22 protein-coding genes, 4 pseudogenes and 1 riboswitch are annotated in these 21,869 nt (G+C 72.2%); of the genes and pseudogenes, 13 read left to right on the forward strand and 13 right to left on the reverse strand.

Features of this window, described 5'->3' with window-relative positions; translation table 11 throughout:
• Positions 1-103: 103 nt before the first annotated feature.
• Positions 104-1,231, forward strand: a complete 1,128-nt coding sequence (locus tag ABD198_RS22770) for an 8-amino-7-oxononanoate synthase (protein WP_344005095.1) — start codon at positions 104-106, stop codon at positions 1,229-1,231.
• Positions 1,232-1,334: 103 nt separating this feature from the next.
• Here the strand turns inward: ABD198_RS22770 and ABD198_RS22775 are convergent, their stop codons facing one another.
• Together ABD198_RS22775 and ABD198_RS22780 are read right to left on the reverse strand one after the other, a co-directional pair.
• Entirely contained in the window at positions 1,335-1,568 is a 234-nt protein-coding gene (locus ABD198_RS22775; RefSeq protein ID WP_344005098.1) for a DUF397 domain-containing protein, read from the reverse strand.
• Between the two features lie 9 nt (positions 1,569-1,577).
• The gene (locus ABD198_RS22780) at positions 1,578-2,438 is read right to left on the reverse strand and encodes a helix-turn-helix domain-containing protein (protein WP_344005101.1); all 861 of its coding nucleotides are present in this window, start codon (positions 2,436-2,438) and stop codon (positions 1,578-1,580) included.
• A gap of 211 nt (positions 2,439-2,649) precedes the next feature.
• Here ABD198_RS22780 and ABD198_RS22785 point away from each other — a divergent pair, with 211 nt between their 5' ends.
• Complete coding sequence (locus ABD198_RS22785) at positions 2,650-3,111, forward strand: ATP-binding protein (RefSeq protein ID WP_344005104.1); 462 nt, start codon at positions 2,650-2,652, stop codon at positions 3,109-3,111.
• 176 nt (positions 3,112-3,287) lie between these two features.
• On the opposite strand, the gene ABD198_RS22790 is transcribed toward ABD198_RS22785, so the two are convergent.
• From ABD198_RS22790 to ABD198_RS22800, 3 genes are all read right to left on the reverse strand, one after another.
• A complete protein-coding gene (locus ABD198_RS22790; RefSeq protein ID WP_344005107.1) occupies positions 3,288-3,761 on the reverse strand; it encodes a C40 family peptidase in 474 nt (157 codons plus the stop codon).
• A 3-nt stretch (positions 3,762-3,764) separates the two neighbouring features.
• A riboswitch (cyclic di-AMP (ydaO/yuaA leader) is annotated at positions 3,765-3,946 on the reverse strand.
• A 388-nt stretch (positions 3,947-4,334) separates the two neighbouring features.
• A complete protein-coding gene (locus ABD198_RS22795; RefSeq protein WP_344005110.1) occupies positions 4,335-4,643 on the reverse strand; it encodes a hypothetical protein in 309 nt (102 codons plus the stop codon).
• 7 nt (positions 4,644-4,650) lie between these two features.
• On the reverse strand, positions 4,651-5,280 hold the full coding sequence (locus tag ABD198_RS22800; protein ID WP_344005113.1) for an ATP-dependent Clp protease proteolytic subunit: 630 nt from the start codon (positions 5,278-5,280) through the stop codon (positions 4,651-4,653).
• A gap of 80 nt (positions 5,281-5,360) precedes the next feature.
• Between ABD198_RS22800 and ABD198_RS22805 the strand changes: the two genes are divergently transcribed.
• The 6 genes and pseudogenes from ABD198_RS22805 (at position 5,361) to ABD198_RS22830 (ending at position 8,169) form a co-directional block, all read left to right on the forward strand.
• Positions 5,361-5,663 (forward strand): type II toxin-antitoxin system Phd/YefM family antitoxin, encoded by a 303-nt coding sequence (locus ABD198_RS22805; RefSeq protein WP_344005116.1) that lies wholly within the window; start codon positions 5,361-5,363, stop codon positions 5,661-5,663.
• 112 nt (positions 5,664-5,775) lie between these two features.
• Positions 5,776-5,847: pseudogene (locus ABD198_RS22810) on the forward strand (urease subunit beta); the annotation flags it as partial.
• Positions 5,840-6,013, forward strand: a pseudogene (gene ureC / locus ABD198_RS22815) (urease subunit alpha); the annotation flags it as partial. The pseudogenes ABD198_RS22810 and ureC, both read left to right, overlap by 8 nt.
• Positions 6,012-6,122: pseudogene (locus tag ABD198_RS22820) on the forward strand (urease accessory protein UreG); the annotation flags it as partial. The pseudogenes ureC and ABD198_RS22820, both read left to right, overlap by 2 nt.
• A pseudogene (locus ABD198_RS22825) lies at positions 6,121-6,441 on the forward strand (urease accessory protein UreD); the annotation flags it as partial. The pseudogenes ABD198_RS22820 and ABD198_RS22825, both read left to right, overlap by 2 nt.
• Before the next feature lie 120 nt (positions 6,442-6,561).
• Positions 6,562-8,169 carry an alpha/beta hydrolase gene (locus ABD198_RS22830; RefSeq protein WP_344005119.1) on the forward strand — a complete coding sequence of 536 codons (1,608 nt, stop codon included), beginning with the start codon at positions 6,562-6,564 and terminating at the stop codon, positions 8,167-8,169.
• A gap of 86 nt (positions 8,170-8,255) precedes the next feature.
• On the opposite strand, the gene ABD198_RS22835 is transcribed toward ABD198_RS22830, so the two are convergent.
• Positions 8,256-8,981 (reverse strand): lysophospholipid acyltransferase family protein, encoded by a 726-nt coding sequence (locus ABD198_RS22835; RefSeq protein WP_344005122.1) that lies wholly within the window; start codon positions 8,979-8,981, stop codon positions 8,256-8,258.
• Between the two features lie 330 nt (positions 8,982-9,311).
• Between ABD198_RS22835 and ABD198_RS22840 the strand changes: the two genes are divergently transcribed.
• Positions 9,312-9,761: an RpiB/LacA/LacB family sugar-phosphate isomerase gene (locus ABD198_RS22840; RefSeq protein ID WP_344005125.1), complete on the forward strand. Its 450-nt coding sequence runs from the start codon at positions 9,312-9,314 to the stop codon at positions 9,759-9,761.
• 61 nt (positions 9,762-9,822) lie between these two features.
• On the opposite strand, the gene ABD198_RS22845 is transcribed toward ABD198_RS22840, so the two are convergent.
• The 4 genes from ABD198_RS22845 to ABD198_RS22860 form a co-directional block, all read right to left on the reverse strand.
• Positions 9,823-12,333, reverse strand: a complete 2,511-nt coding sequence (locus ABD198_RS22845; protein WP_344005127.1) for a SpoIIE family protein phosphatase — start codon at positions 12,331-12,333, stop codon at positions 9,823-9,825.
• 146 nt (positions 12,334-12,479) lie between these two features.
• A complete protein-coding gene (rocD, locus tag ABD198_RS22850) occupies positions 12,480-13,706 on the reverse strand; it encodes an ornithine--oxo-acid transaminase (protein ID WP_344005130.1) in 1,227 nt (408 codons plus the stop codon).
• Positions 13,703-14,515 (reverse strand): dimethylargininase, encoded by an 813-nt coding sequence (ddaH, locus tag ABD198_RS22855; protein ID WP_344005133.1) that lies wholly within the window; start codon positions 14,513-14,515, stop codon positions 13,703-13,705. The genes rocD and ddaH overlap by 4 nt, the downstream gene beginning before the upstream one ends.
• A gap of 124 nt (positions 14,516-14,639) precedes the next feature.
• A complete protein-coding gene (locus ABD198_RS22860) occupies positions 14,640-15,143 on the reverse strand; it encodes an Lrp/AsnC family transcriptional regulator (RefSeq protein ID WP_167997089.1) in 504 nt (167 codons plus the stop codon).
• Between the two features lie 99 nt (positions 15,144-15,242).
• Between ABD198_RS22860 and ABD198_RS22865 the strand changes: the two genes are divergently transcribed.
• The 4 genes from ABD198_RS22865 to ABD198_RS22880 are packed head-to-tail and all read left to right on the forward strand — an operon-like array spanning position 15,243 to position 19,298.
• Complete coding sequence (locus ABD198_RS22865; protein WP_344005138.1) at positions 15,243-15,998, forward strand: LytR/AlgR family response regulator transcription factor; 756 nt, start codon at positions 15,243-15,245, stop codon at positions 15,996-15,998.
• A 10-nt stretch (positions 15,999-16,008) separates the two neighbouring features.
• Complete coding sequence (locus tag ABD198_RS22870) at positions 16,009-16,368, forward strand: hypothetical protein (protein WP_344005141.1); 360 nt, start codon at positions 16,009-16,011, stop codon at positions 16,366-16,368.
• A gap of 18 nt (positions 16,369-16,386) precedes the next feature.
• Positions 16,387-18,099, forward strand: coding sequence for a sodium/solute symporter (locus ABD198_RS22875; RefSeq protein WP_344005144.1), 1,713 nt, complete (start codon positions 16,387-16,389; stop codon positions 18,097-18,099).
• Positions 18,096-19,298, forward strand: a complete 1,203-nt coding sequence (locus ABD198_RS22880; RefSeq protein ID WP_344005147.1) for a sensor histidine kinase — start codon at positions 18,096-18,098, stop codon at positions 19,296-19,298. Before ABD198_RS22875 ends, ABD198_RS22880 begins: the two co-directional genes overlap by 4 nt.
• Before the next feature lie 65 nt (positions 19,299-19,363).
• Here the strand turns inward: ABD198_RS22880 and ABD198_RS22885 are convergent, their stop codons facing one another.
• The 3 genes from ABD198_RS22885 to ABD198_RS22895 form a co-directional block, all read right to left on the reverse strand.
• The gene (locus tag ABD198_RS22885) at positions 19,364-19,540 is read right to left on the reverse strand and encodes a hypothetical protein (protein ID WP_344005150.1); all 177 of its coding nucleotides are present in this window, start codon (positions 19,538-19,540) and stop codon (positions 19,364-19,366) included.
• Positions 19,541-19,683: 143 nt separating this feature from the next.
• A complete protein-coding gene (locus ABD198_RS22890; RefSeq protein WP_344005153.1) occupies positions 19,684-20,634 on the reverse strand; it encodes a cytochrome c oxidase assembly protein in 951 nt (316 codons plus the stop codon).
• A gap of 130 nt (positions 20,635-20,764) precedes the next feature.
• Positions 20,765-21,790, reverse strand: a complete 1,026-nt coding sequence (locus ABD198_RS22895; RefSeq protein WP_344005155.1) for a 6-phosphofructokinase — start codon at positions 21,788-21,790, stop codon at positions 20,765-20,767.
• Between the last annotated feature and the right edge of the window lie 79 nt (positions 21,791-21,869).

The following is a 21,869-nucleotide window of genomic DNA, read 5'->3' on the forward strand; positions in this document are numbered from 1 at the left end:
GTTCGTACAACAGAGCCGGATGGCGGTGTGGGTATTGCCACACCGTGCCCCGCCCGGCGTGCCGCTAATGTCTGTGCACTGCCTACAAAAGCCCGGAGGACCCATGGCGTTCGGCTGGATCGACGAGCAGGCGCGGCTGCGCCGCCGCGCCGGACTCGTACGGACGCTGCGTCCGCGCGCCGCCGATACGCCGCTGCTCGACCTGGCGAGCAACGACTACCTGGGTCTGGCCCGTCACCCGGAGGTCGTCGAGGGTGCCGCGCGGGCCGCACGGACCTGGGGAGGGGGCGCCACGGGGTCCCGGCTGGTCACCGGCAGCACCGAGCTGCACGCCGAGCTGGAGCGCGAGCTGGCGGACTTCTGCGGCTTCGAGGCGGCCCTGGTCTTCTCCTCCGGGTACGCGGCCAACCTGGCCGCCGTCACCGCGCTGGCCCCGCACGGTTCGCTGATCGTCTCGGACGCGGGCAACCACGCCTCCCTGATCGACGGCTGCCGGCTGGCCCGGGGCACCACCCGGATCGCGGCGCACGCCGACCCCGACGCGGTGGGCAAGGCCCTGTCCGGGCACGACGGGCCGGCCATCGCGGTGTCGGACACGGTCTTCTCGGTGGACGGCGACGCGGCACCGCTCGCCGGCCTCGTCGCCGCCTGCCGGGAGTACGGCGCGGGCCTGGTGGCCGACGACGCGCACGGTCTGGGTGTACTGGGCGAGGGCGGGCGCGGCGCCCCGCACGCGGCGGGCCTGGCCGGCGCGGACGACGTGGTGGTGACCGTGACGCTGTCCAAGTCGCTGGGCAGCCAGGGCGGAGCCGTGCTGGGCCCGGCCCGGGTGGTGGAGCATCTGGTCAACGCGGCCCGGACGTTCATCTTCGACACGGGGCTCGCCCCCGCGGCCGCGGGCGCGGCCCTGGCGGCCCTGCGGCTGCTGCGCCGTGAGCCGGAACGGGCGGCGCGGGCGGGCGCCGTGGCGCGGGAGCTGCACACCCGGCTGACGGCGCTGGGGCTCGAGGGGGTGCGCCCGGACGCCGCGGTGGTCTCGGTGCGCGCCCCGTCCCCGGAGCAGGCCGTACGGTGGGCGGCCGACTGCCGGGCGGCCGGTCTGTCCGTGGGCTGTTTCCGTCCTCCTTCCGTGCCCGACGGCATCTCACGGCTCAGACTGACCGCCCGCGCCGACCTCTCCGGGGCGGAGATCGATCGCGCTGTACAGGTGATCGGCGAGACGCGACCGTGAGTCGGCGTGGCACGGCCGTGCGTCGTCCGATGCGGGGGACCGGTGGCGTCGGCCACCAGGTCGCGGAGTTCAGCGGATCAGCTGGTCCCAGAGGATCGGCGGATCAGCTGATCGTGGTCAGGAACCGCGCCCAGCTCCCGCGGGAGAAGAGCAGTGCGGGTCCGGCCGGATCCTTGGAGTCGCGCACGGCGAGCAGTCCGGCCGCGCGGCCGGTGGCCGGTGCGGCCGTCTCGACGCAGTTGTTCGCGCCCGTGCTGTAGCTGCTGCGCAGCCACCGCACGCCGTGCAGTTCGGTGCTGGAGGAGAGGGAGGAAATGGTCCGAGGCGGTGCAGGCATCATGCCTCCTTACACGCCGGCGGCTGTCCCGGCGATGAAATCCAACGAGTCCTCGGGCGAAAGGGCGTGGATGGAAAGGGCGTTGAAGGCCTCCGTGTACGCCCTGAGGTCTTCTTTCCGCTCCAGATAGAGGCTACTCGTCAAGTGGTCGAGAACAACCACGTCCAGATCGGAAGTGCGCGAAAACGAAAAGATGACGAAAGGGCCCGTGACGCCGATGTGCGCCCCGGCCGAGAACGGCAGCACCTGCAGCCTGACATGGGGCAACCGGGCCGCCTCGATCAGCCGTTGGCGCTGACGGGCCATCACACCGGGGCCGCCCACCTCCCGGCGCAGCACCGCCTCGTCCAGCACCGCGCTCAGCTCCAGCGGGGGAACGGCCCGCAGCACGTCCTGCCGCGCCAGCCGCACCTCCACCAGCGCGTCCAGCCGTTCCTCCGAGGTCCCTTCCAGGGCGGCTGCGGTGACCGCCCGCGCGTACTCGGGCGTCTGCAGCAGACCGGGGACCACGGTGGTCTCCAGGGTGCGCATGGCGCTCGCCTGTGACTCCAGGCTGATGAAGTCCCGGTAGGTCGGCGGCAGTACGCCCCGGTACGCCTGCCACCAGTGATGCCGGCCCCCGCCGTCGCCGGAGCCGGCCAGCACCAGCAGCAGCTGGCGCAGCTGCGGATCGGACACACCGTAGGTGTCGAGCAGTAACCGGACGTCGGCCGGTTTCACCCCGCTCGTTCCGGTCTCGATCCGGCTCACCTTCGACTGGTGCCAGCCCACCAGCCGGGCCGCCTCGCCGCTGGTGAGCCCCGCCGAGGTACGCAGCGCGCGCAGTTCGGCGCCCAGCTTGCGGCGGCGCACCGCGGGACCGTGCTGCATGGGCCTCCCCTTACTCCCTCGGGGCCGCCCAAATACGGTCTCCCGTCGTAGAGTTCACCGCTTTGAGCGACAGATATATGCATATCCCGGTGGATCGCTGCCGTGCGCCGTGCGGTGATGGCACTCTGGCGACGAAGCACCAGTGCGGGACCGTACTCGAACCATCCGCTCCGTGTCGGACTGCGGTCCCGTGGAAAGGGACGACGTCGCCATGGCAGACCATCTGGAAGCATCCGTCACTCTGCCGAGCGATCCGGCCTCGGTCGCCGCGGCCCGCACCCATGTGGTGGGCACGCTGGCGGAATGGGGCATGCCCGAGGACACGGAAGTGTCGGACACGGTACGGCTGATCGTCTCCGAACTGGCCACCAACGCCGTGCAGCACACGTTCGGGCAGTCGCCCACGTTCACGGTGCGACTGGTCCTCGACCGGGACGAGCGGCTGTGCATCGGGGTGACCGACAGTCATCCCCGGCTGCCCAAGCGGCTGCCGGCGGCGGTCCAGCAGGACAACGGCCGCGGCCTGGTCATCATCCGCTGGCTGACCGCGGAGTGCGGCGGCCGGCTGCGCGTCCGCCGCACCAGGGAGGGCGGCAAGACCGTCCTGGTGGAACTGCCGTGGACCGCCGCCCCCGCCGAGCCGGTCGCCACGACCGGTCAGCCCGAGCCCTGAAGGGGGCATCCGGAGCCGGTGAAGCCCGCGGCCACGCGGATCGTGGGGAGAACTCCGCGGAGAGCATGGAGCCGGAGACCGCGGAGGAGGGAAAGGCAGGGCGGGAGGAGGGAAAAGGCAGGGCGGAGGAGGGAATGGCAGGGCGGCGACGCGTTCCCGCGCCGCCGCCCTCGTGATTACTTGACCCGGCCGTAATAGACGCTGCTGGTCCAGATCTTCTGCAGTCGCACGACGTCCCCGGTCTTGGGGGCGTGCCAGATCTTGCCCTTGCCCGCGTAGATGCCGACGTGGTAAATGCTGCGGCCCGAGTGGAAGAACACCAGGTCTCCCGCCCTGCGCTTGGAGGCGGAGATGTGGCGCGTGTTGTTGTACTGCTGGGCCGCGGTGCGCGGCAGCTTCTTGCCGGCCTTCTTGAACGAGTACAGGGTGAGCCCGGAGCAGTCGAATCGGTAAGGCCCGGCGGCTCCCCACTGGTAGGGCGAGCCCTTCTTGGAGGCCGCGACCTTCAGGGCCTTGGTGCCCAGGCTTGCGGCGGCCGCCTCCGAGGCGGCGCCGGGGATCACGATGGTGCCGCCCACGGCGGCGAGAGTGAGGGCCGAGGCCGTACCGGCCCGGGCCATCAGAGACGGGACACGATTGAGCGCAGTCATGCGCAACCCTTCGTCAGCCGCCTGTGAAGGATGACCTGTCGGATTCGGGCTGGCGAAGTGGCCCGGCCGCACATGTGCGGCTTCACCCCAAGGGCTGCTCGGAACCTCGCGGTTCCGGCAACCCGTCGTGCTTGGGTCCTCCACTCCTGCCGATCCACTTCCTGTCGACCGGGCATCCGGGCGGCGGCAGGACTCGGCGTCCGCCCGGATCGCCCCGCCGCTGCGGCGGGGTCTTGTCGTCAGTTACGGATCTTGACCCATGGCCCGCCCTATTTCCCAACGGAACCGGGGATTTGTGTTGTTACTCACCACTCACCCGTTCGGGTGGACACGTGTGCGGACAGAGTCCGGTCCGGGGCGCCAACGCGCCCCGGACCAGGGGCGGAATATTCCGTTCCGCCCTCCGCCCGCACCCCCGGACGCAACTTCGGCACCCCGCAAACTCATGGTTTCGCTACGCCGGATGGGGGTACGCCGTTTGGTCCGTTTCAACTCCGGTTGAACGTGTCGGTGTCGGCGCCGCGGACATCGGCTCCGCCGGTGCCGGGGTCTCCGGCGGTCGGTCAGCCGGTGTCAGCGCGTGGAGACCGGCGGCAAGGTCACGCGGGCGGTGCGGCGTTCGCCGTCCAGCACCCGCAGCGCGCGGGCCAGCGTGGCGGAGTGCAGCTCGGTCTCGCCGCGCCGGTGCATCAGCGCCAGGGCGTCGCGCAGCGCGGCCGCCTTGCCCACCAGGGCCTGGGCGGCGCGCAGTCCGCGGTAGGTCTCGCCCGCGTGCGCCGGGTTGATCCGGCCGAGCAGATCGACGACTTCGAGATAACGGTCGATCAACTCCGCCTCGGCGCGGGTCAGTGCGGGCAGCGGGGGAAGTTCGGGTGGCAGCATCGGCGGTTCACCTCGTGCCGGGACGCGTGCCCTTGCGGCTGGCCACGATGCGGTCCGCGAGGCCGTAGTCCACCGCCGCCGGCGCGTCGAGCACGGTGTCCCGCTCCGTGTCGGAGCGGACCTGCTCCGCGCTGCGTCCCGTGTGCCGGACCAGGATCTCCTCCATGCGGGCCCGGATGCGGTTCAGTTCCTCGGCCTGGATGGCCAGATCGCTGGCCTGCCCCTCCACCGGTTCCGTGAGCGCCGGCTGCCGCAGCACCATGCGCGCCCCGGGGAGCACGTACCGCTTGCCCGGTGTCCCGGCGGCCAGCAGCAGCGCCGCGGCACCCTCCGCCTGCCCGAGGCAGATCGTCTCCACGTCGCAGTTCACGTACTGCAGCGTGTCGTAGATCGCCGACATGGCGTGGAACGAGCCGCCCGGGGAGTTGATGTACAGCGAGATGTCCCGTTCCGGTGCCTGGTGCTCCAGGTACATGAACTGGGCCATCACATCGTTGGCGGAGGTCTCGTCGACGGGGGTCCCCAGGAAGACGATCCGCTCCTCCATGAGCTTCGAGTAGGGATCACTCGTCCGCTGCCCGGTCGCCGTGCGTTCGGTGAACTCGGGCAGGACGTGACGGGCGTACGGCCGGTCCATGGGTACCCCTCCTCGGGTCGGAACGCGTCGCTGCGGTCTGTAAAAAATGTACAGGATGTACGTGACGTTATGATGGGGTCATGGCTTACGAGATTCCGGTGACTCAGGCCAGGGCCGAGCTCGCCGACCTGATCAACCGCGTGGTCTACGGCGGGGAGCGGGTCGTCGTCACCCGGCACGGAAAGCCCCTCGTCGCCCTCGTCTCCGCCGATGACCTGCGACGACTCGAGGAGCTCGAGCAGCTCCAGGAGCCGGCGGCCGCCGCCGGGGAGCCGGTGATCAGTGCCGTGTCGACCGTCCGGGAGATCTCCCCGGCGTCCGCTGCGGGCGAACGCCGCCGGTTCGGCATCGCCGCCGAGCACCAGGGGCCGGCCCCCTCCTGACCCCGGACGGGCACCGCGCCCGATCCCTGCCGGGCACCCGGGCCTGCTCCCCGCCCGGCACCCGTACCCAGTTCCCGCCGGGCACCGCGGCACGGTTAACGCGCCCGAACCGCTCGTCCCGCTCGCCGGAGCCCGGGTGGTGCCCGGACTGCGCGGGGAGACCGGAGGTGCCCTCGATGCCTGAGATCTCCCGCGCCGCCTACGCCGACCGGTCCGGCCCCACCACCGGCGACCGCATCCGGCTCGCCGACACCGACCTGCTCGTGGAGATCGAGGAGGACCGCTCCGGCGGGCCCGGACGCGCCGGGGACGAGGCCGTCTTCGGCGGCGGCAAGGTCATCCGCGAGTCCCGCCACCGTCGCCGCCCTCTGCCGGGCCCTGCGGACGGAGCTGTCGCTGGCCGTCGTCACCAACGACATCTACACCCGCGAGGACGCCGAGTTCCTGCTCCAGCAGGCCGGGAGGGCTGGCCGGACGGCTGACCCTGCGGATCGCGGGACGCACCGTCCTCGACCAGGAGCTGGCCTGCGGTGCCGGGGCACCCGGCGGCTGGGACGGGCCCGCCGTGCTCGCCGGCCACCGGGCCGCCGGACAACTCCTCGTCGTGCGACCGGAGTTCGCAGAGCGTCCGGTACCCGCGCGGGCGCTGAGCCAGACCACCGTCGTGCTGCCGCTGGCCGGACCGGCCGTCCTCGTCACCGCCCTCGCCCCGGACGCCCTGCTGCTGCGGCGCGAGCTGGACGCGGCACTGGACCTGCTCACCACGGTGTCCGGCTGACCGAACTCCCTTATCCGGTTATCGGATTGGCAAAGAAGCGCGGCCGCCCCTGTCGCCGGACACCTCGCAGCGGCGAGGATCCCCCGTACCCATCGCGAGGATGAAACGGGGAGGCCCCACTTGAGGGACACCAGACCGAAGCGGCGGGCGAGGGCGCTCGGCTCGGCCGGAGTGCTCGTCACCGCGACGCTCATAGCCGGCGCCGTCACGGCGCCCACCGCCGGCGCCACGGCGGACCCGACCAGCCACCGTGGCAAGGACCGTGAGGCCAGGGGCGTCGCCATCGCCGCCGCCAAGGCCGCCAGGACCGGCATCGACTGGCAGGACTGCCCCGCCGACTGGAACCTGCCCAAGCCCGTCCAGTGCGGCTGGGTCACGGTGCCGCTCGACTACGCCAAGCCCCACGGCAAGCAGATCAAGCTGGCCGTCGACCGCATCGCCAACACCGGCCCCAAGAGCGAGCGTCAGGGCGCGCTGCTGTACAACCCGGGCGGCCCCGGCGGCTCCGGACTGCGCTTCCCGGCCCGCGTGACGAGCAAGAACCCGGTCTGGGCGAACGCCGCCACGGCCTACGACTTCGTCGGCTTCGACCCGCGCGGCGTCGGCAGGTCCGCGCCCATCTCCTGCGCCGACCCGCAGGAGTTCGTCAAGGCGCCCAAGCCCGACCCGGTGCCGCGCTCCGAGGCCGACAAGCGTCAGCAGCGCCGGCTCGCCCGCGCATACGCCGAGGGCTGCTACGAGCGCAGCGGCGCCATGCTGCCCCACATGACCACCCCGAACACCGCGCGCGACCTCGACGTCATCCGCGCCGCCCTGGGCGAGAAGAAGCTCAACTTCCTCGGCGTCTCCTACGGCACCTACCTCGGCGCCGTCTACGCCACGCTCTTCCCGGGCCACGTCCGCCGCATGGTCGTCGACAGCGTGGTCAACCCCTCCCGCGAGAAGATCTGGTACCAGGCCAACCTCGACCAGAACGTCGCCTTCGAGGGCCGCTGGAAGGACTGGCAGGACTGGGTGGCCAAGAACGACGCCACCTTCCACCTCGGCACCACCCGCGAGGCCGTCCAGGCCCAGTGGCTGAAGCTGCGCGCCACCGCCGCGAAGAAGCCGCTCGGCGGTGTCGTCGGCCCGGCCGAGCTCATCTCCTACTTCTCCAGCGCCCCCTACTACGACTCCGCGTGGGCGCCGGTGGCGAAGGTGTTCAGCGAGTACGTCGCCGGCGACACCCAGGCGCTCGTCGACGCCGCCGCCCCCGACATGTCCGACACCGCGGGCAACGCCGCCGCGGAGAACGGCAACGCCGTCTACACGGCCGTGGAGTGCACCGACGCCAAGTGGCCCGCCAACTGGAAGAAGTGGGACCGCGACAGCACCCGGCTGCACCGCGACCACCCGTTCATGACCTGGGCCAACACCTGGATGAACCTCCCGTGCGCCACCTGGCCGGTCAAGCAGCAGACCCCGGTGGACGTGAGGACCGGCAAGGGCCTGCCGCCGGTGCTGATCATCCAGGCCGAGCGGGACGCGGCCACCCCGTACGGGGGCGCCGTCGAGCTGCACAAGCGGCTCAAGGGCTCCCGGCTCATCACCGAGAAGGACGCCGGCTCGCACGGCGTCACCGGGCTCGTCAACGCCTGCGTCAACGAGCGGGTGGACGCCTATCTGCTCCGCGGAGAGCTGGACCGCTCCGACGTGACCTGCGCACCGCACGCCACGCCCAAGCCGTAGCCGGGTCCCGCCGGTCCGCAGCCGGCATGACGAGGGGCGGCCGGGACACACCCGGCCGCCCCTTCGTCGTGTCCGCCGCGCGAGCGCTACGAGGCCCGGCGCAGCCGCCGCTTCTCCCCGCCCGCGCTCTTGCGCTCCGCCTCCTCGGCCTTGACCACGGCGGCGTACTTGTCGACGTACTCCTGCCCGGACAGGGCCAGGATCGCGTACATGATCTCGTCGGTGACGGCGCGCAGCACCGCCTTCTCGTTCTCCATCCCGGCGTAGCGGGAGAAGTCGAGAGGCTCGCCGAAACGGATCCGCACCGGGTGGATGCGCGGGACGACCTTCCCGGGCGGCTGCGCCTCGAAGGTGCCGATCATCGCGCACGGGATCACCGGGACACCGGCCTTGAGCGCCATCACCGCGACGCCGACCTTGCCCTTGTAGAGACGGCCGTCGTGCGACCGGGTGCCCTCCGGGTAGATGCCCAGCAGCTCGCCCTTGGACAGGACGCCGAGGCCCTCGCGGATCGCCGCCTGCCCGGCCTCCTTGCCGGAGCGGTCCACCGGGATCTGGCCCGCGCTGTGGAAGAAGAACGCGGTCAGCTTCCCCTTGAGGCCGGGGCCGGTGAAGTACTCGGCCTTGGCGAGAAAGGTGATGCGCCGTTTGAGCACCGCGGGCATCAGGAAGTGGTCGGAGAACGACAGATGGTTGCCCGCGATGATGGCCGCCCCGGTCGACGGCACATGCTCCAGGCCCTCTATTCGCGGCCGGAACACCAGTCTCAGCAGCGGGCCCAGCAGCACATATTTGAGCAGGTAGTAGAACAAGGGCACGCTCCTCGACTCTGGCGGACCCTCGTCCGCCCTGTTCCAGCAGGTCAACCGGCACGTCGTAGGGGTGCCAGTCTAGGTCCGGGCCATGCGGCCCGGCACCACGTCCGACCGGAGCGGCCCTTGGGCCGCGGCCCGGCGCCTGAACGCCCGTCAGCGCATGCGCGCGAGGGACGTGTGCGGCTGGGGAGGACCGCAGCGACAGCCTCTTCCGATCACCGCGTCAGGGCAACACCCGACCGGCGGCATGACCGGATCATGACGGTGATCGCCGCGCCGCCGGTCACCGGTTCCGGGCTGGCCGGAGGGCCGAGTAGGCTCGCAGACATGAGGATCTCCGTCTCCTCCGACATGGACGAACCCGTGGCCCGGGCGCTCGTCGCCGAGCTGCGCGAGCGAGGGCACGAGGTGCGCCCGCACGGCGCACTGAGCCCCGGGGACGACGCCCAGTGGGCCGCCTGCAGCGAGGCGGCCGCCCGCGAGGTCGCCGACGGCACGGCCGACCAGGCGGTGGTGTGCTGCTGGACCGGCACCGGCGCCTCCATCGCCGCGAACAAGGTGCCCGGCGTGCGGGCCGCGCTGTGCACCGACGCGTACACGGCGGACGGGGCCCGCCGCTGGAACGACGCCAACGTCCTGGCCCTGAGCCTGCGCCTGACCTCCGAGCCGCTGCTGAAGGAGATCCTCGACGCCTGGTTCGCGGGCGCCCCCAGCGACGACCCCGAGGACCGGCAGAACGTCGCCCGAGTGGCCGACATGGACGCCTCACGCGCCTAGGGGACGGCAAAGTCCCGTCTGCCCCGCGTGCCCCCTGGCGGCCCCGGAAAGCCGCTCCGCCTCAGTCGGCCCCGCCCGTGAGGGACAGCTCGGCCCAGATGATCTTGCCGTCGGGCACGAAGCGGGTGCCCCAGCGTTCGGCCAGCTGGGACACCAGGAGCAGGCCCCGGCCGCCCTCGTCCATGGCACGCGGATGGCGCAGATGCGGGGCGGTGGCGCCGCCGTCGAAGACCTCGCACACCAGCGCGCGCTCGCGGATCAGCCGCAGGCGGACCGGGCCGGGGGAGTACCGGATGGCGTTGGTGACCAGCTCGCTCACCAGCAGCTCCGCGGTGAAGACCAGCTCCTCCAGCCCCCACTCGGCCAGCTGCCGGGTGACCGTCCTGCGGGCCTCGGCCACCATCTCCGGGTCCCCGGGCAGGTCCCAGACGGCGATCTGCCCCGGATCCAGCCGCTTGGTGCGGGCCATCAGCAGCGCCACGTCGTCGTAGGGGTGGGCCGGGGCCAGCGTGTCCACCACGGCCCGGCACTGCTCGTCCAGGCTGGCGGAGCGCTCCGTCAGCACCGCACGAAGCCGCTCCAGCCGCTGCTGCTCCGCCGGCTTGGGCAGGCAGGCCTCGGCGGCCGGCCGGGACCCCTCGTCGCCATGGGCCAGCAGACCGTCGGTGTGCAGGGCGATCGTCGTGCCCTCCTCCAGGGTCATCTCCACCGACTCGAACGGCGGCCCGCCCACGCCGAGCGCCGGGCCCTGCGGAAGCTCCACGAAGCTCACCGTGCCGTCCGGCGTCACCAGGGCCGGCGCGGGATGCCCGGCGGCGGCCATGGCGCACCGGCCGTCGACCGGGTCGTAGACGACGTACACGCAGCCGCTGCCGATGGGCTCCACGAAGGGGCGCTCGCCCTCGTCGTCCCCGTCGTCCCCGTCGAGCGGGCCCTCGTCGCGGGCGGTGCGGGCCACCAGGTCGTCGAGGTGCGCCAGCACCTCCTCGGGCGGCAGGTCCAGCGCGGCCAGCGTCCGCACCGCCGTCCGCAGACGGCCCATCCCGGCCGCGGCGTCGATGCCGTGCCCGGGCACCTCCCCGACGACCAGCGCGACCCGGGCACCGGACAGCGGGATCAGGTCGTACCAGTCGCCGCCCAGCCCGGTCAGCTCGTCGGCCGGCCGGTAGTGGGCGGCCACGTCGACGGCGTCCTGCTCGGGCATCCGCCGGGGCAGCAGGCTGCGCTGCAGCACCAGCGCCGCGTCCCGCTCCCGGGTGTAGCGGCGGGCGTTGTCCACGCAGAGGGCGGCGCGTGAGACCAGCTCCTCCGCCAGATGCACGTCGTCCGCGTCGAAGGGCATCTGGCGGAGGCGGCGGAAGAACGTGGTGACGCCCAGAGTGACCCCGCGGGCGCGGATCGGTACGATCAGCGCGCTCTGCAGGCCCAGCTCCAGGAAGGTGTTCTCCCGGCCGCCCGCCGCGCCGACCGCCCACTCCAGGGCGAGCGGGGTCAGCTCGTCCTGCCGCCAGGAGCGGCCCGAGGTCAGGCAGCGCACCGGCGGCGAACCGGCCCGGTAGCCGGCCACCTCGCCGATCTCCACCACGGAGTCGGGCAGCTTGCCCTGCGAGGACTTCTGGCCCGCCCGGCGCAGCGCCACGGTGTCGGTCCCCGCCAGCGGCCCGGGCGGCAGCTCGGCCCCGCGCAGCACGGTCTCCAGCAGATCCACGGTGACCACGTCCGCGAGCCCGGGCACGGCGACATCGGCCAGCTCCTGCGCGGTGCGCATGATGTCCAGGGAACGGCCGATGTGCTCGCCGGCCCGGTCCAGCAGCGCGAGCCGCTGGCGGGCGCGGTGCCGCTCGGTGATGTCGACGACCGTGTAGTACACGCCCATCGGGCGGCCCTGCTCGTCGTCCAGACGGTTGAACGAGATCATGTGGGCCGTCTCGCGCAGCGGCGCCGAGCGGACCCGGCCGACGTGCTCGTAGCCGACCACCGGTTCGCCGGTCGCCAGCACCTGCCGCATCCGGTCCTCGACGGCCTCGGCGTCCGTGCCCGGCTGGATCTCGGCGAGCCGCAGGCCGAGGCGCCGGTCCGCGTGGCCGCCGCCGAACTGCTCAAGGGCCGCGTTCGACCACACGTACCTCAGGTCCGTGTCCACGATCGCGATGCCGATCGGGGACCCGGAGACCATCTGCTCCAGCACCGTGCGGCTCATCGCCCAGCCGGTGTCCTCGCCCGACTCCGACAGCAGGACCAGCAGGGACGCACCGCGCCGCGGGTCCACCGTCGGTGTGGCGCGCACGGTGAGCTCCACGGTCCGCCCGTCGCGGTGCCGGGCCCTCAGCAGCCCGGTCCAGCCGCTGTCGGCACGGCTCCGCTCGACCAGCTCCGGCACCCGCAGGGCGTCCTCGTCGGTCAGCAGTTCGGCGAGCTTCCTGCCGACAGCCTCCGACGCCGTGTACCCCAGCAGCCGCTCGGCCCGTGCGGTCCAGCTCGCCACCACGCCCGCCGGGTCGAGCAGCACGGGAGCGGCGCCGGCCACGTCGAACCCCTGCCGGGCCGTGTCCTGCTCGTTGTGTCCGCCCACGGCCGACCTCTCTGTCGCCTGAGAGTGGTCTATCACCTCATGCCCCAATCTTCACCCTCGCCGGGAATCGGGGCGCCTCGGGCGGGACCGGGTCTCAGGGACTGGAACGGCCGCGGGCGGTACGAGCGGATCATGGGTCCTGCCGGTCAGGCCTCCTGGACCAGCACCTTCTCCAGCGTCTGCAGGGCGTCCTGCAGCTCGTCCGCCGTGATGGTCAGCGGCGGCGCCAGACGGATCGTGGATCCGTGGGTGTCCTTGACGAGGATGCCCTCCCGCATCAGGCGCTCGCTGATGTCACGGCCCGTTCCCAGCTCCGGGTCGATGTCCACGCCGGCCCACAGCCCGCGCGAACGGAAACCGACGACGCCCCTGCCGACCAGGGACTGAAGGCCCCCGCGCAGCACCACGCCCAGCTCCGCCGCCCGGCGCTGGAACTCACCCGTCTGAAGCAGGTCCACCACCGCCGAGCCGACCGCCGCGGCCAGCGGATTGCCGCCGAAGGTCGACCCGTGCTCACCCGGGTGCAGCACCTGCAGCACCTCGCGGCGGGCCACCACCGCCGACACCGGGACGATCCCGCCACCCAGCGCCTTGCCGAGCAGCACCACGTCCGGCATCACCGACTCGTGCTCCACGGCCAGGGTGCGGCCGGTGCGGCCCAGCCCCGACTGGATCTCGTCGGCGATGAACAGGCAGCCCTTCCGGCTGGTCAGCTCCCGCACGCCCGCCAGATAGCCGTCGTCCGGGACGATCACACCCGCCTCGCCCTGGACCGGCTCGATCAGCACCGCGGCGGTGGTCTCGTCGATCGCCGCCTCCATGGCCGCCAGGTCGTTGTACGGCACGATCCGGAAGCCGGGCGTGAACGGGCCGAAGCCGCTGCGGGCGACCTCGTCCGTGGAGAAGCTGACGATGGTCGTGGTGCGGCCGTGGAAGTTGTCCGCCGCGACCACGATCGTGGCCCGGTCCGCCGGGACGCCCTTGACGTCGTAGGCCCACTTGCGGGCCACCTTCACCGCGCTCTCCACCGCCTCCGCGCCGGTGTTCATGGGCAGCACCATGTCCAGCCCGATCAGCGCGGCCAGCCGCTCCGCGAACTCGGCGAGCCGGTCGTTGTGGAAGGCGCGCGAGGTGAGGGTGAGCCGGTCCAGCTGGCGGTGCGCCGCCTCGATCAGCGCGGGGTGCCGGTGGCCGAAGTTCAGCGCCGAGTAGCCGGCCAGCATGTCCAGGTAGCGGCGGCCCTCCACGTCCTCCACCCAGGTGCCCTCCGCGCGGGCCACGACCACGGGCAGCGGGTGGTAGTTGTGCGCGAGAACCGGTTCCTCCGCCCGGATCAGCTCGGCGGACGAACGGGTACGGGCGACAGAGGTCATGAGCGGATCTCCTGAGTGCAGCACTTGATGCCGCCGCCTGCCTTGTGGAACTCGGACAGATCGACGGGGACGGGAACATAGCCGCGGTCGGCCAGCCGGTCGGCGAGCGCCGTCGCGCCCGGCGAGATGAACACATGGCGTCCGTCGGAGACGGAGTTCAGCCCGAAGGCCATCGCATCGTCACGGGTGGCGATCACCGCGTCCGGGTACAGCCGCTTCAGCACCTCGCGGCTGCCGGGCGAGAACGCCTCCGGGTAGTAGGCGATGTTCTCACCGTCCAGCACGAACAGCGCCGTGTCCAGGTGGTAGAAGTACGGATCCACCAGCGTCAGGCTGATCACCGGTACCCCGAAGAACTCCTGCGCCTCACGATGCGCCTCCCGTGTCGTGCGGAATCCGGTGCCCGCGAGGATCCAGCGGCCGGCCGGCACCAGATCGCCCTCGCCCTCGCACACCGACTCGGGCTGATGGACGTCGAAGCCATGGTCCTTGAACCACGTCTGGTACGGCACGGACTCCGGGCGCCGCTCGGGCGCGTGGAACAGCGAACCGAACACCCGGCCCTCCACGACGACCGCCGCGTTCGCGGCGAACACCATGTCGGGCAGACCGGGCACCGGCTCCACCGTCTCCACGGTATGCCCGTGGGCCCGGTAGGTGTCGACCAGCGTGCGCCACTGCCGCTGCGCGAGCGCCGTGTCGACGGGCCGGTCGGGATGCATCCAGGGGTTGATCGCGTACCGCACGGCGAAGAATCTGGGTTCGCAGACGAGGTACCGCCGTGGGGACGCCACACGTGATCCAGGCACGAAGGGGTTCCTCCGCTTCCACGCGCTGTCGACTAGGGATGACTCCACGTTAGGAAGCGACCCCGAGGGGCGACAAGGAACAAGAGCTGCGTCTTCATGCAGCAATACTGCGTATTGCCCCTGCTCAGCGCACGTCTGTTGCGCCATCCGGGGCGAGCTGGCTGGCGCCGGCCTCCGGGCTGTCCGGCAGCAGATGGGACAGCACCATCACACTGATCGTCTTTCGGATGAACGGCTCGGCCCGGATCCGCTCCAGCACCTCCTCGAAGTGCTCCACGTCCCGCGCCCGCACATGCAGCAGCGCGTCCGCACCCCCGGTCACCGTCATCGCCGCGGCGATCTCCGGATACCCGCGCACCACCTCCGCCAGCCGCCGCGGCGGCGCCGCGCCCTCGCAGTACACCTCGACATACGCCTCGGTGCGCCAGCCGAGCGCGGAGGGACGCACGGTCGCGGTGAACCCGGTGATGATCCCGCTCTCCCGCAGCCGGTCCACCCGGCGCTTGACCGCCGTCGACGACAGCCCGATCGCCGCGCCGATCTCGGCGAAGGACGTCCTGGCGTTCGCCATCAGGGCGGTGACGATCTTCCGGTCGAGTTCGTCGAAGGAGGCGGGCCTGCTGTTCATGCGGGCACTGTATCCAGCGTCCGCCGACATGCGTCTCCGCCGAGAACGCCCACGTCCCGGCATGTACCCGAGGCGGACCCCGCACCTAAACTCCGCATCATGCTGCGCGCCCTGGCCGTCGACGACGAACGTCCCTCGCTGGAGGAACTGCTGTACCTGCTCAACGCCGACCCGCGCATCCGCAGCGCCGAGGGCGCCGGAGACGCCACCGAGGCGCTGCGCCGCATCAACCGCGCCCTGGAGTCGGGACCCGACGGCCCGGACGCCATCGACGTGGTCTTCCTCGACATCCAGATGCCCGGCCTGGACGGCCTGGACCTCGCGCGCCTGCTCACCGGCTTCGCCCGGCCGCCGCTCGTCGTGTTCGTCACCGCCCACGAGGACTTCGCCGTCCGCGCCTTCGACCTCAAGGCCGTCGACTACGTCCTCAAGCCCGTGCGCAAGGAGCGGCTGGCCGAGGCCGTCCGCCGGGCCGCCGCCCAGCGCGGCGCCGCCCCGCGCATCCCGGTCAGCGAACCCGACCCCGATCACATCCCCGTGGAGCTCGGCGGGGTGACCCGGTTCGTCCCGGTGGACGACATCACCCATGTCGAGGCCCAGGGCGACTACGCCCGCCTGCACACCGACCGGGGCAGCCACCTGGTGCGCATCCCGCTGTCCACGCTCGAGGAGCGCTGGCGCTCGCGCGGCTTCGTCCGCATCCACCGCCGCCACCTGGTCGCCCTGCGGCACATCGCCGAGCTGCGGCTGGACGCGGGCTCGGTGAGCGTCCTGATCGGGTCCGAGGAACTGCAGGTCAGCCGGCGGCACGCGCGTGAGCTGCGGGATCTGCTGATGCGCCGCACGACGAGCTAGGGAAACCCCCATGCCCCAGGATCCGACCGAACGCCGCGTGGTGGTCACCGGCCCGCCCCGCCGGGCCCGCCGCACCACCGGCTACTACCGGCCCCGCACCGAGATCGACGAGCAGACCACCCTCGGTCACACCTACGTCCGCTCCCTCATCCGCACCCAGCTGCGCACCGGACTGACCGTGTTCGCCGTCCTGGTCCTGCTCATCGGCCCGCTCCCGCTGGTCTTCGCCGCCGCTCCCGACGCCCCCCGCCTCGAGTGGGCCGTCCTCGGCTTCGGGCTGTACGCCCCGCTCGTGCTGCTCGCCCGCTGGTACGTCCGCCGCGCCGAACGCAACGAACGCGACTTCGTGCGGCTCGTCCAGGACCGCTGAGACAGGACCGGACGGGCCGTGAACTCCAGCTACGCCGTACCCGCCGTCGCCCTGGTCGTCCTGGCGACCGTCCTCGTGGGCGCCTTCGGCCTGCGCATATCCCGCACCACCTCCGACTTCTACGTCGCCTCCCGCACCGTCGGCCCCCGCCTGAACGCCGCCGCGATCAGCGGCGAGTACCTCTCCGCCGCGTCCTTCCTGGGCATCGCCGGGCTCGTCCTGGTCCAGGGCCCGGACATGCTCTGGTACCCGGTCGGCTACACCGCCGGCTATCTGGTGCTGCTGCTGTTCGTCGCCGCCCCGCTGCGCCGCTCCGGCGCCTACACCCTGCCCGACTTCGCCGAGGCACGGCTCGCCTCGCAGACGGTGCGGCGGATGGCCGGAGTGCTGGTGGCCGGCGTCGGCTGGCTGTATCTGCTGCCCCAGCTGCAGGGCGCCGGGCTCACCCTGACCGTGCTCACCGGCACGCCCGACTGGCTCGGCGGGGTGATCGTCGCCGTGGTGGTGACCGTGATCGTCGCCGCCGGCGGCATGCGCAGCATCACCTTCGTCCAGGCCTTCCAGTACTGGCTGAAGCTCACCGCGCTGCTGGTCCCCGCGTTCTTCCTGGTCCTCGCCTGGCAGGGCGACGGCGCCCCCACCCACGCCTTCGACGAGCCGGCCTCCTTCCGCGAGCAGCGGGCCGTACGCGTCGAGGACGGCCTCGACCTGCGGCTGGACAAGCCGCTCACCGTGACCGTGGACGGCACCGTCGACGGCACCACCCGCGACGGCGCCGAGCTGGTCCTGCCGGCCGGCACCCACCACATCGAGGGCGGCACCCGGCTGACCTTCGCCGAGGGCACCGAGGTGCCCGCCGCCGGACGCGGCACCGACGACGCCGTCTCCCCGTCCCGCGCCGAGTCCCGCGAGGAGCGCCCGCTGTACGCCACGTACGGCCTGATCCTCGCCACCTTCTTCGGCACCATGGGGCTGCCGCACGTCGTGGTCCGCTTCTACACCAGCCCGCACGGGGTCGCCGCCCGCCGCACCACCGTCGCCGTCCTCGGCCTGATCGGCGCCTTCTACCTGCTGCCGCCCGTCTACGGCGCGCTCGGCCGCATGTACGCACCGGAGCTGACCCTCACCGGCAACGCGGACGCCGCCGTGCTGCTGCTGCCCGACCGGATGATCGGGGGAGTGGGCGGTGACCTGCTCGGCGCCCTGGTCGCCGGCGGCGCCTTCGCCGCGTTCCTGTCCACGGCGTCCGGACTGACCATGGCGGTCGCCGGAGTGCTCACCCAGGACATGCTGCCCTCGCGGGGCGTGCGGCACTTCCGGCTGGGCACGGTGCTCGCCATGGCCGTGCCCGTGACCCTGACCTTCCTGCTCGGCGGGCTCCCGGTCGCCGACGCCGTGGGGCTCGCCTTCGCCGTGTCGGCCTCGTCATTCTGCCCGCTGCTCGTCCTCGGCATCTGGTGGCGCCGGCTCACCCCGCCCGGCGCGGCCGCGGGGATGCTGGTGGGCGGCGGCTCGGCCTTCCTCGCCGTCGCCGCGACCATGACCGGCTACCCGGGCGAGGGCCCCTGGCACGCCCTGCTCGCCTGGCCCGCCCTCTGGTCGGTGCCGCTGGGCTTCCTCACCATGATCCTGGTGTCCCTGGCCACCCCCGGCCGGGTTCCGCCCGGTACCGCGGCCGTGCTGGCCCGCTTCCACCTGCCCGAGGAGACGCGGACGGAGGTGTCGCCATGAGCGGATTCCTCGCGGGGCTCCTGGTCGCCGTGCTGCCGCTGCTGGCCGCCGGGTTCTGGCTGGGCCGGCGCACCGCCCGCCCGTCCAGCCTGGCCGGCCTCGGCACCCCCGTCGAGCACGCCACCTTCGAGACCCTGCACACCGCCTCGCTGGCCACGCCCCCGCTGCGGGCCGGCCTCACCGAGGAGACCGCGCGCAAGGCCGCCCGCAAACTGCGCTCCCTGCTCGGCACCGACGCCCTGTGCCTCACCGACCGCGAGCGGGTGCTGGTCTGGGACGGCGTGGGCTCCCATCACCGCGAGGAGGTCATGGCCCGCCTCGCCGGCCCGCTCGACACCGGCCGCGGCGAGGCCTTCCCGCTCGGCTGCGACACCCCCGACTGCACCGTGCGCTGGGCCGTCGTCGCCCCGCTCACCGTCGACGACCGGGTGCACGGCGCGCTGGTGGCCTGCGCGCCCCGTGAGTCGGCGGTGCTGGTCCGGGCGGCCGGGGAAGTCGCCCGCTGGGTCTCCGTCCAGCTGGAACTGGCCGACCTCGACCGGTCCCGCACCCGGCTCATCGAGGCCGAGATCCGCGCCCTGCGCGCCCAGATCTCCCCGCACTTCATCTTCAATTCGCTCGCGGTGATCGCCTCCTTCGTGCGCACCGATCCCGAGCGGGCCCGTGAGCTGCTGCTGGAGTTCGCCGACTTCACCCGCTACTCGTTCCGCCGGCACGGCGACTTCACCACCCTCGCCGACGAGCTGCACGCCATCGACCACTACCTGGCACTGGTGCGGGCACGCTTCGGCGACCGGCTCTCCGTCACCCTGCAGATCGCCCCCGAGGTGCTGCCGGTGGCCCTGCCGTTCCTGTGCCTGCAGCCGCTGGTGGAGAACGCCGTCAAGCACGGCCTGGAAGGCAAGTCGGACAAATGCCATATCCAGCTCACCGCGCAGGACGCCGGCGCCGAGGCCCTGGTCGTGATCGAGGACGACGGCGCCGGCATGGACCCCGAGGTGCTGCGCCGCATCCTCGCCCGCGAACCGGGCCCCTCCGGCGGCATCGGCCTGTCCAACGTCGACGACCGGCTGCGCCAGGTCTATGGCGACGACTACGGGCTCGTCATCGAGACCGCCGTGGGCGCGGGCATGAAGGTCACCGTCCGGCTGCCGAAGTACCAGCCGGGCGTGCACTCCGCCGGACGCCTCGGCGGGTGAGGACGCGGTGCGGGAACCGCGGTGCGGGAACCGCGGTGCGGGATATCGCCGAGCGGGAATGAGGATCAGGTGCTGCGGGTGGCCACCATCGCGAGGGTGATCAGCCCCAGGACGACCCAGCCGAACCAGAGCCAGCCGTTGCTGCCGAGCGCCACCGTGTAGGCCGTCACGGCGACCAGACCGCCGACGGTGAGCACCGCCATGGTCTTCGTGGAGGTGGAACCGTTCGTGGAACCGGGCATCGCAACACCCTCCTCATGCGGTTCCCTCCATGGTGCCCCGCCGGACAGGATCCGCACATGCGTTCAGACACCCACTTTCCGGGGCGTCCGGCACGGGACCGGCCGTTCCGGGCGTCACGGGCACGGGCCGCCCGCCGAGCGGCTCAGTTGCCGCGGGCGTGCAGCGAGGCGAGGTAGGCGTTGTACGCCTCCAGCTCCTTGTCCCCGTCCCGGTCGGCGGCGCGGTCCTTGCGGCGGGCCTGCCGCTGGTCGGAGGCGTACCACTGGAACAGCAGCGCGATCAGCACCAGCACCGAGGGGATCTCGCTGAACGCCCAGGCGATGCCGCCGGCCGCGTTCTGGTCGGACAGCGCCTCGATCCCCAGCGAGGCGGGCGGGTGCTCGAAGGTCGACACCATCGGCGTGGACGCCATCATCAGCGCGATGCCGAAGAACGCGTGGAACGGCATGCCCGCGAACAGCTCCAGCATCCGCATCAGATACCCGGGCCGGTGCGGACCCGGGTCCACGCCCATGATCGGCCAGAAGAACACCAGGCCGACGGCGAGGAAGTGCACCATCATCGCGACGTGCCCCGCCTTGGAGCCCATCAGGAAGTCGAACAGCGGGGTGAAGTACAGCGCGTACAGGCTCGCGATGAACATCGGGATGGTGAACGCCGGGTGCGTGACGATGCGCATGTACCGGCTGTGCAGCAGCTTCAGCAGCAGCTCCCGCGGCCCCGTGCGGCCCCGCCCCGCCGTCGGCAGCGCGCGCAGCGCCAGCGTGATGGGCGCCCCGAGCAGCACCAGGATCGGGGAGACCATGCTGATCACCATGTGCTGCACCATGTGCACGCTAAACATGACCATGCCGTAGTCGTTCAGCCCGGTGCACATCACCAGCGCGACGCTCAGCACGCCGAGCACGAAGGCGACCGTGCGCCCCACGGGCCACTTGTCGCCGCGCCGGACCAGCCGCGCCACGCCCCAGCCGTACAGGGCCAGCGCCAGCAGGCAGGCGACGAGGAAGAACGGGTCCGCCGACCAGGCGAGGCCTCGCCCCAGCGTGAACGGCGGCAGATCCATGGTCATGCCGTGCCCGCTGTGATCCATCCACCGGCTCCTGATTCGTGGGGGTTGTGCGCAATGTCCGCCCCACAGACTACGGCGGACTCCGGCCGCCGCTGCGACCGGGGTCCGCCGTGAGCACCGCCCGGTGGCTGGAGCACGCGAGTGCCGGTGGCTAGAGCACGCACTCCGCCTCGGCGTACCGCTCCTCGGGCACCGTCTTCAGGCTGGCGACGGCCTCGGCCAGCGACACCATCGTGATGTCGGTCCCCTTGAGCGCCGTCATCCTGCCGAACTCGCCCCGGTGCACGGCCTCCACCGCGTGCCATCCGAACCGGGTGGCGAGCACACGGTCGTAGGCGGTGGGCGTGCCGCCCCGCTGCACATGCCCGAGGATCACCGGCCGCGCCTCCTTGCCGAGCCGCGCCTCCAGCTCCTGGGCGAGCTGCCGGGCGACACCGGCGAAGCGCTCGTGGCCATAGATGTCCTTGCCGCCCTCGTCGAAGTCCATGGTCCCGGGCCTGGGCTTGGCACCCTCGGCGGCGACCACGATGGCGAACCGCTTGCCGGCCGAGAACCGCGCGCCGACCTTCGCGGTCAGCTCGTCGATGTCGAAGGGCCGCTCGGGCACCACGATGGCGTGGGCGCCGGCCGCCATGCCGGAGTGCAGCGCGATCCAGCCGGTGTGGCGGCCCATGACCTCCACGATCAGCACCCGCTGGTGGGACTCGGCGGTGGTCTTCAGCCGGTCCAGCGCCTCGGTGGCGACGCCGACGGCGGTGTCGAAGCCGAACGTGACGTCCGTGACCGCGATGTCGTTGTCGATGGTCTTCGGCACACCGACTATCGGCAGCCCGTTGTCGGACAGCAGCCGGGCCGCCTTGAGCGTGCCCTCGCCGCCGATCGGGATGATCGCGTCGAGGCCGAGGTCGCGGACGTGCCCCTTGGCGCGCTCCACGCCGTCCCGCAGATGCCCGGGACGGACCCGGGAGGAGCCGAGGATGGTGCCGCCGCGTGCCAGGATGCCGCTCACCGCGTCCAGGTCGAGCTTGAGGTAGTCGCACTCCAGGAGGCCCTTCCAGCCGTCCCTGAACCCGATGACCTCGTCGCCGTGGTCGACGACGGCACGGTGCACGACGGACCGGATGACGGCGTTCAGGCCGGGGCAGTCGCCGCCGGACGTGAGGACACCAATGCGCATAGCCCGAAACAACCTTCTCGAAGTGGGCCGGGACCGGACCGCGCTGTCCGGCTCGATCCCCGCCACCCTAGCGGCTGAA

Source organism: Streptomyces thermocarboxydovorans (genome assembly GCF_039524635.1).
GTDB lineage: Bacteria > Actinomycetota > Actinomycetes > Streptomycetales > Streptomycetaceae > Streptomyces > Streptomyces thermocarboxydovorans.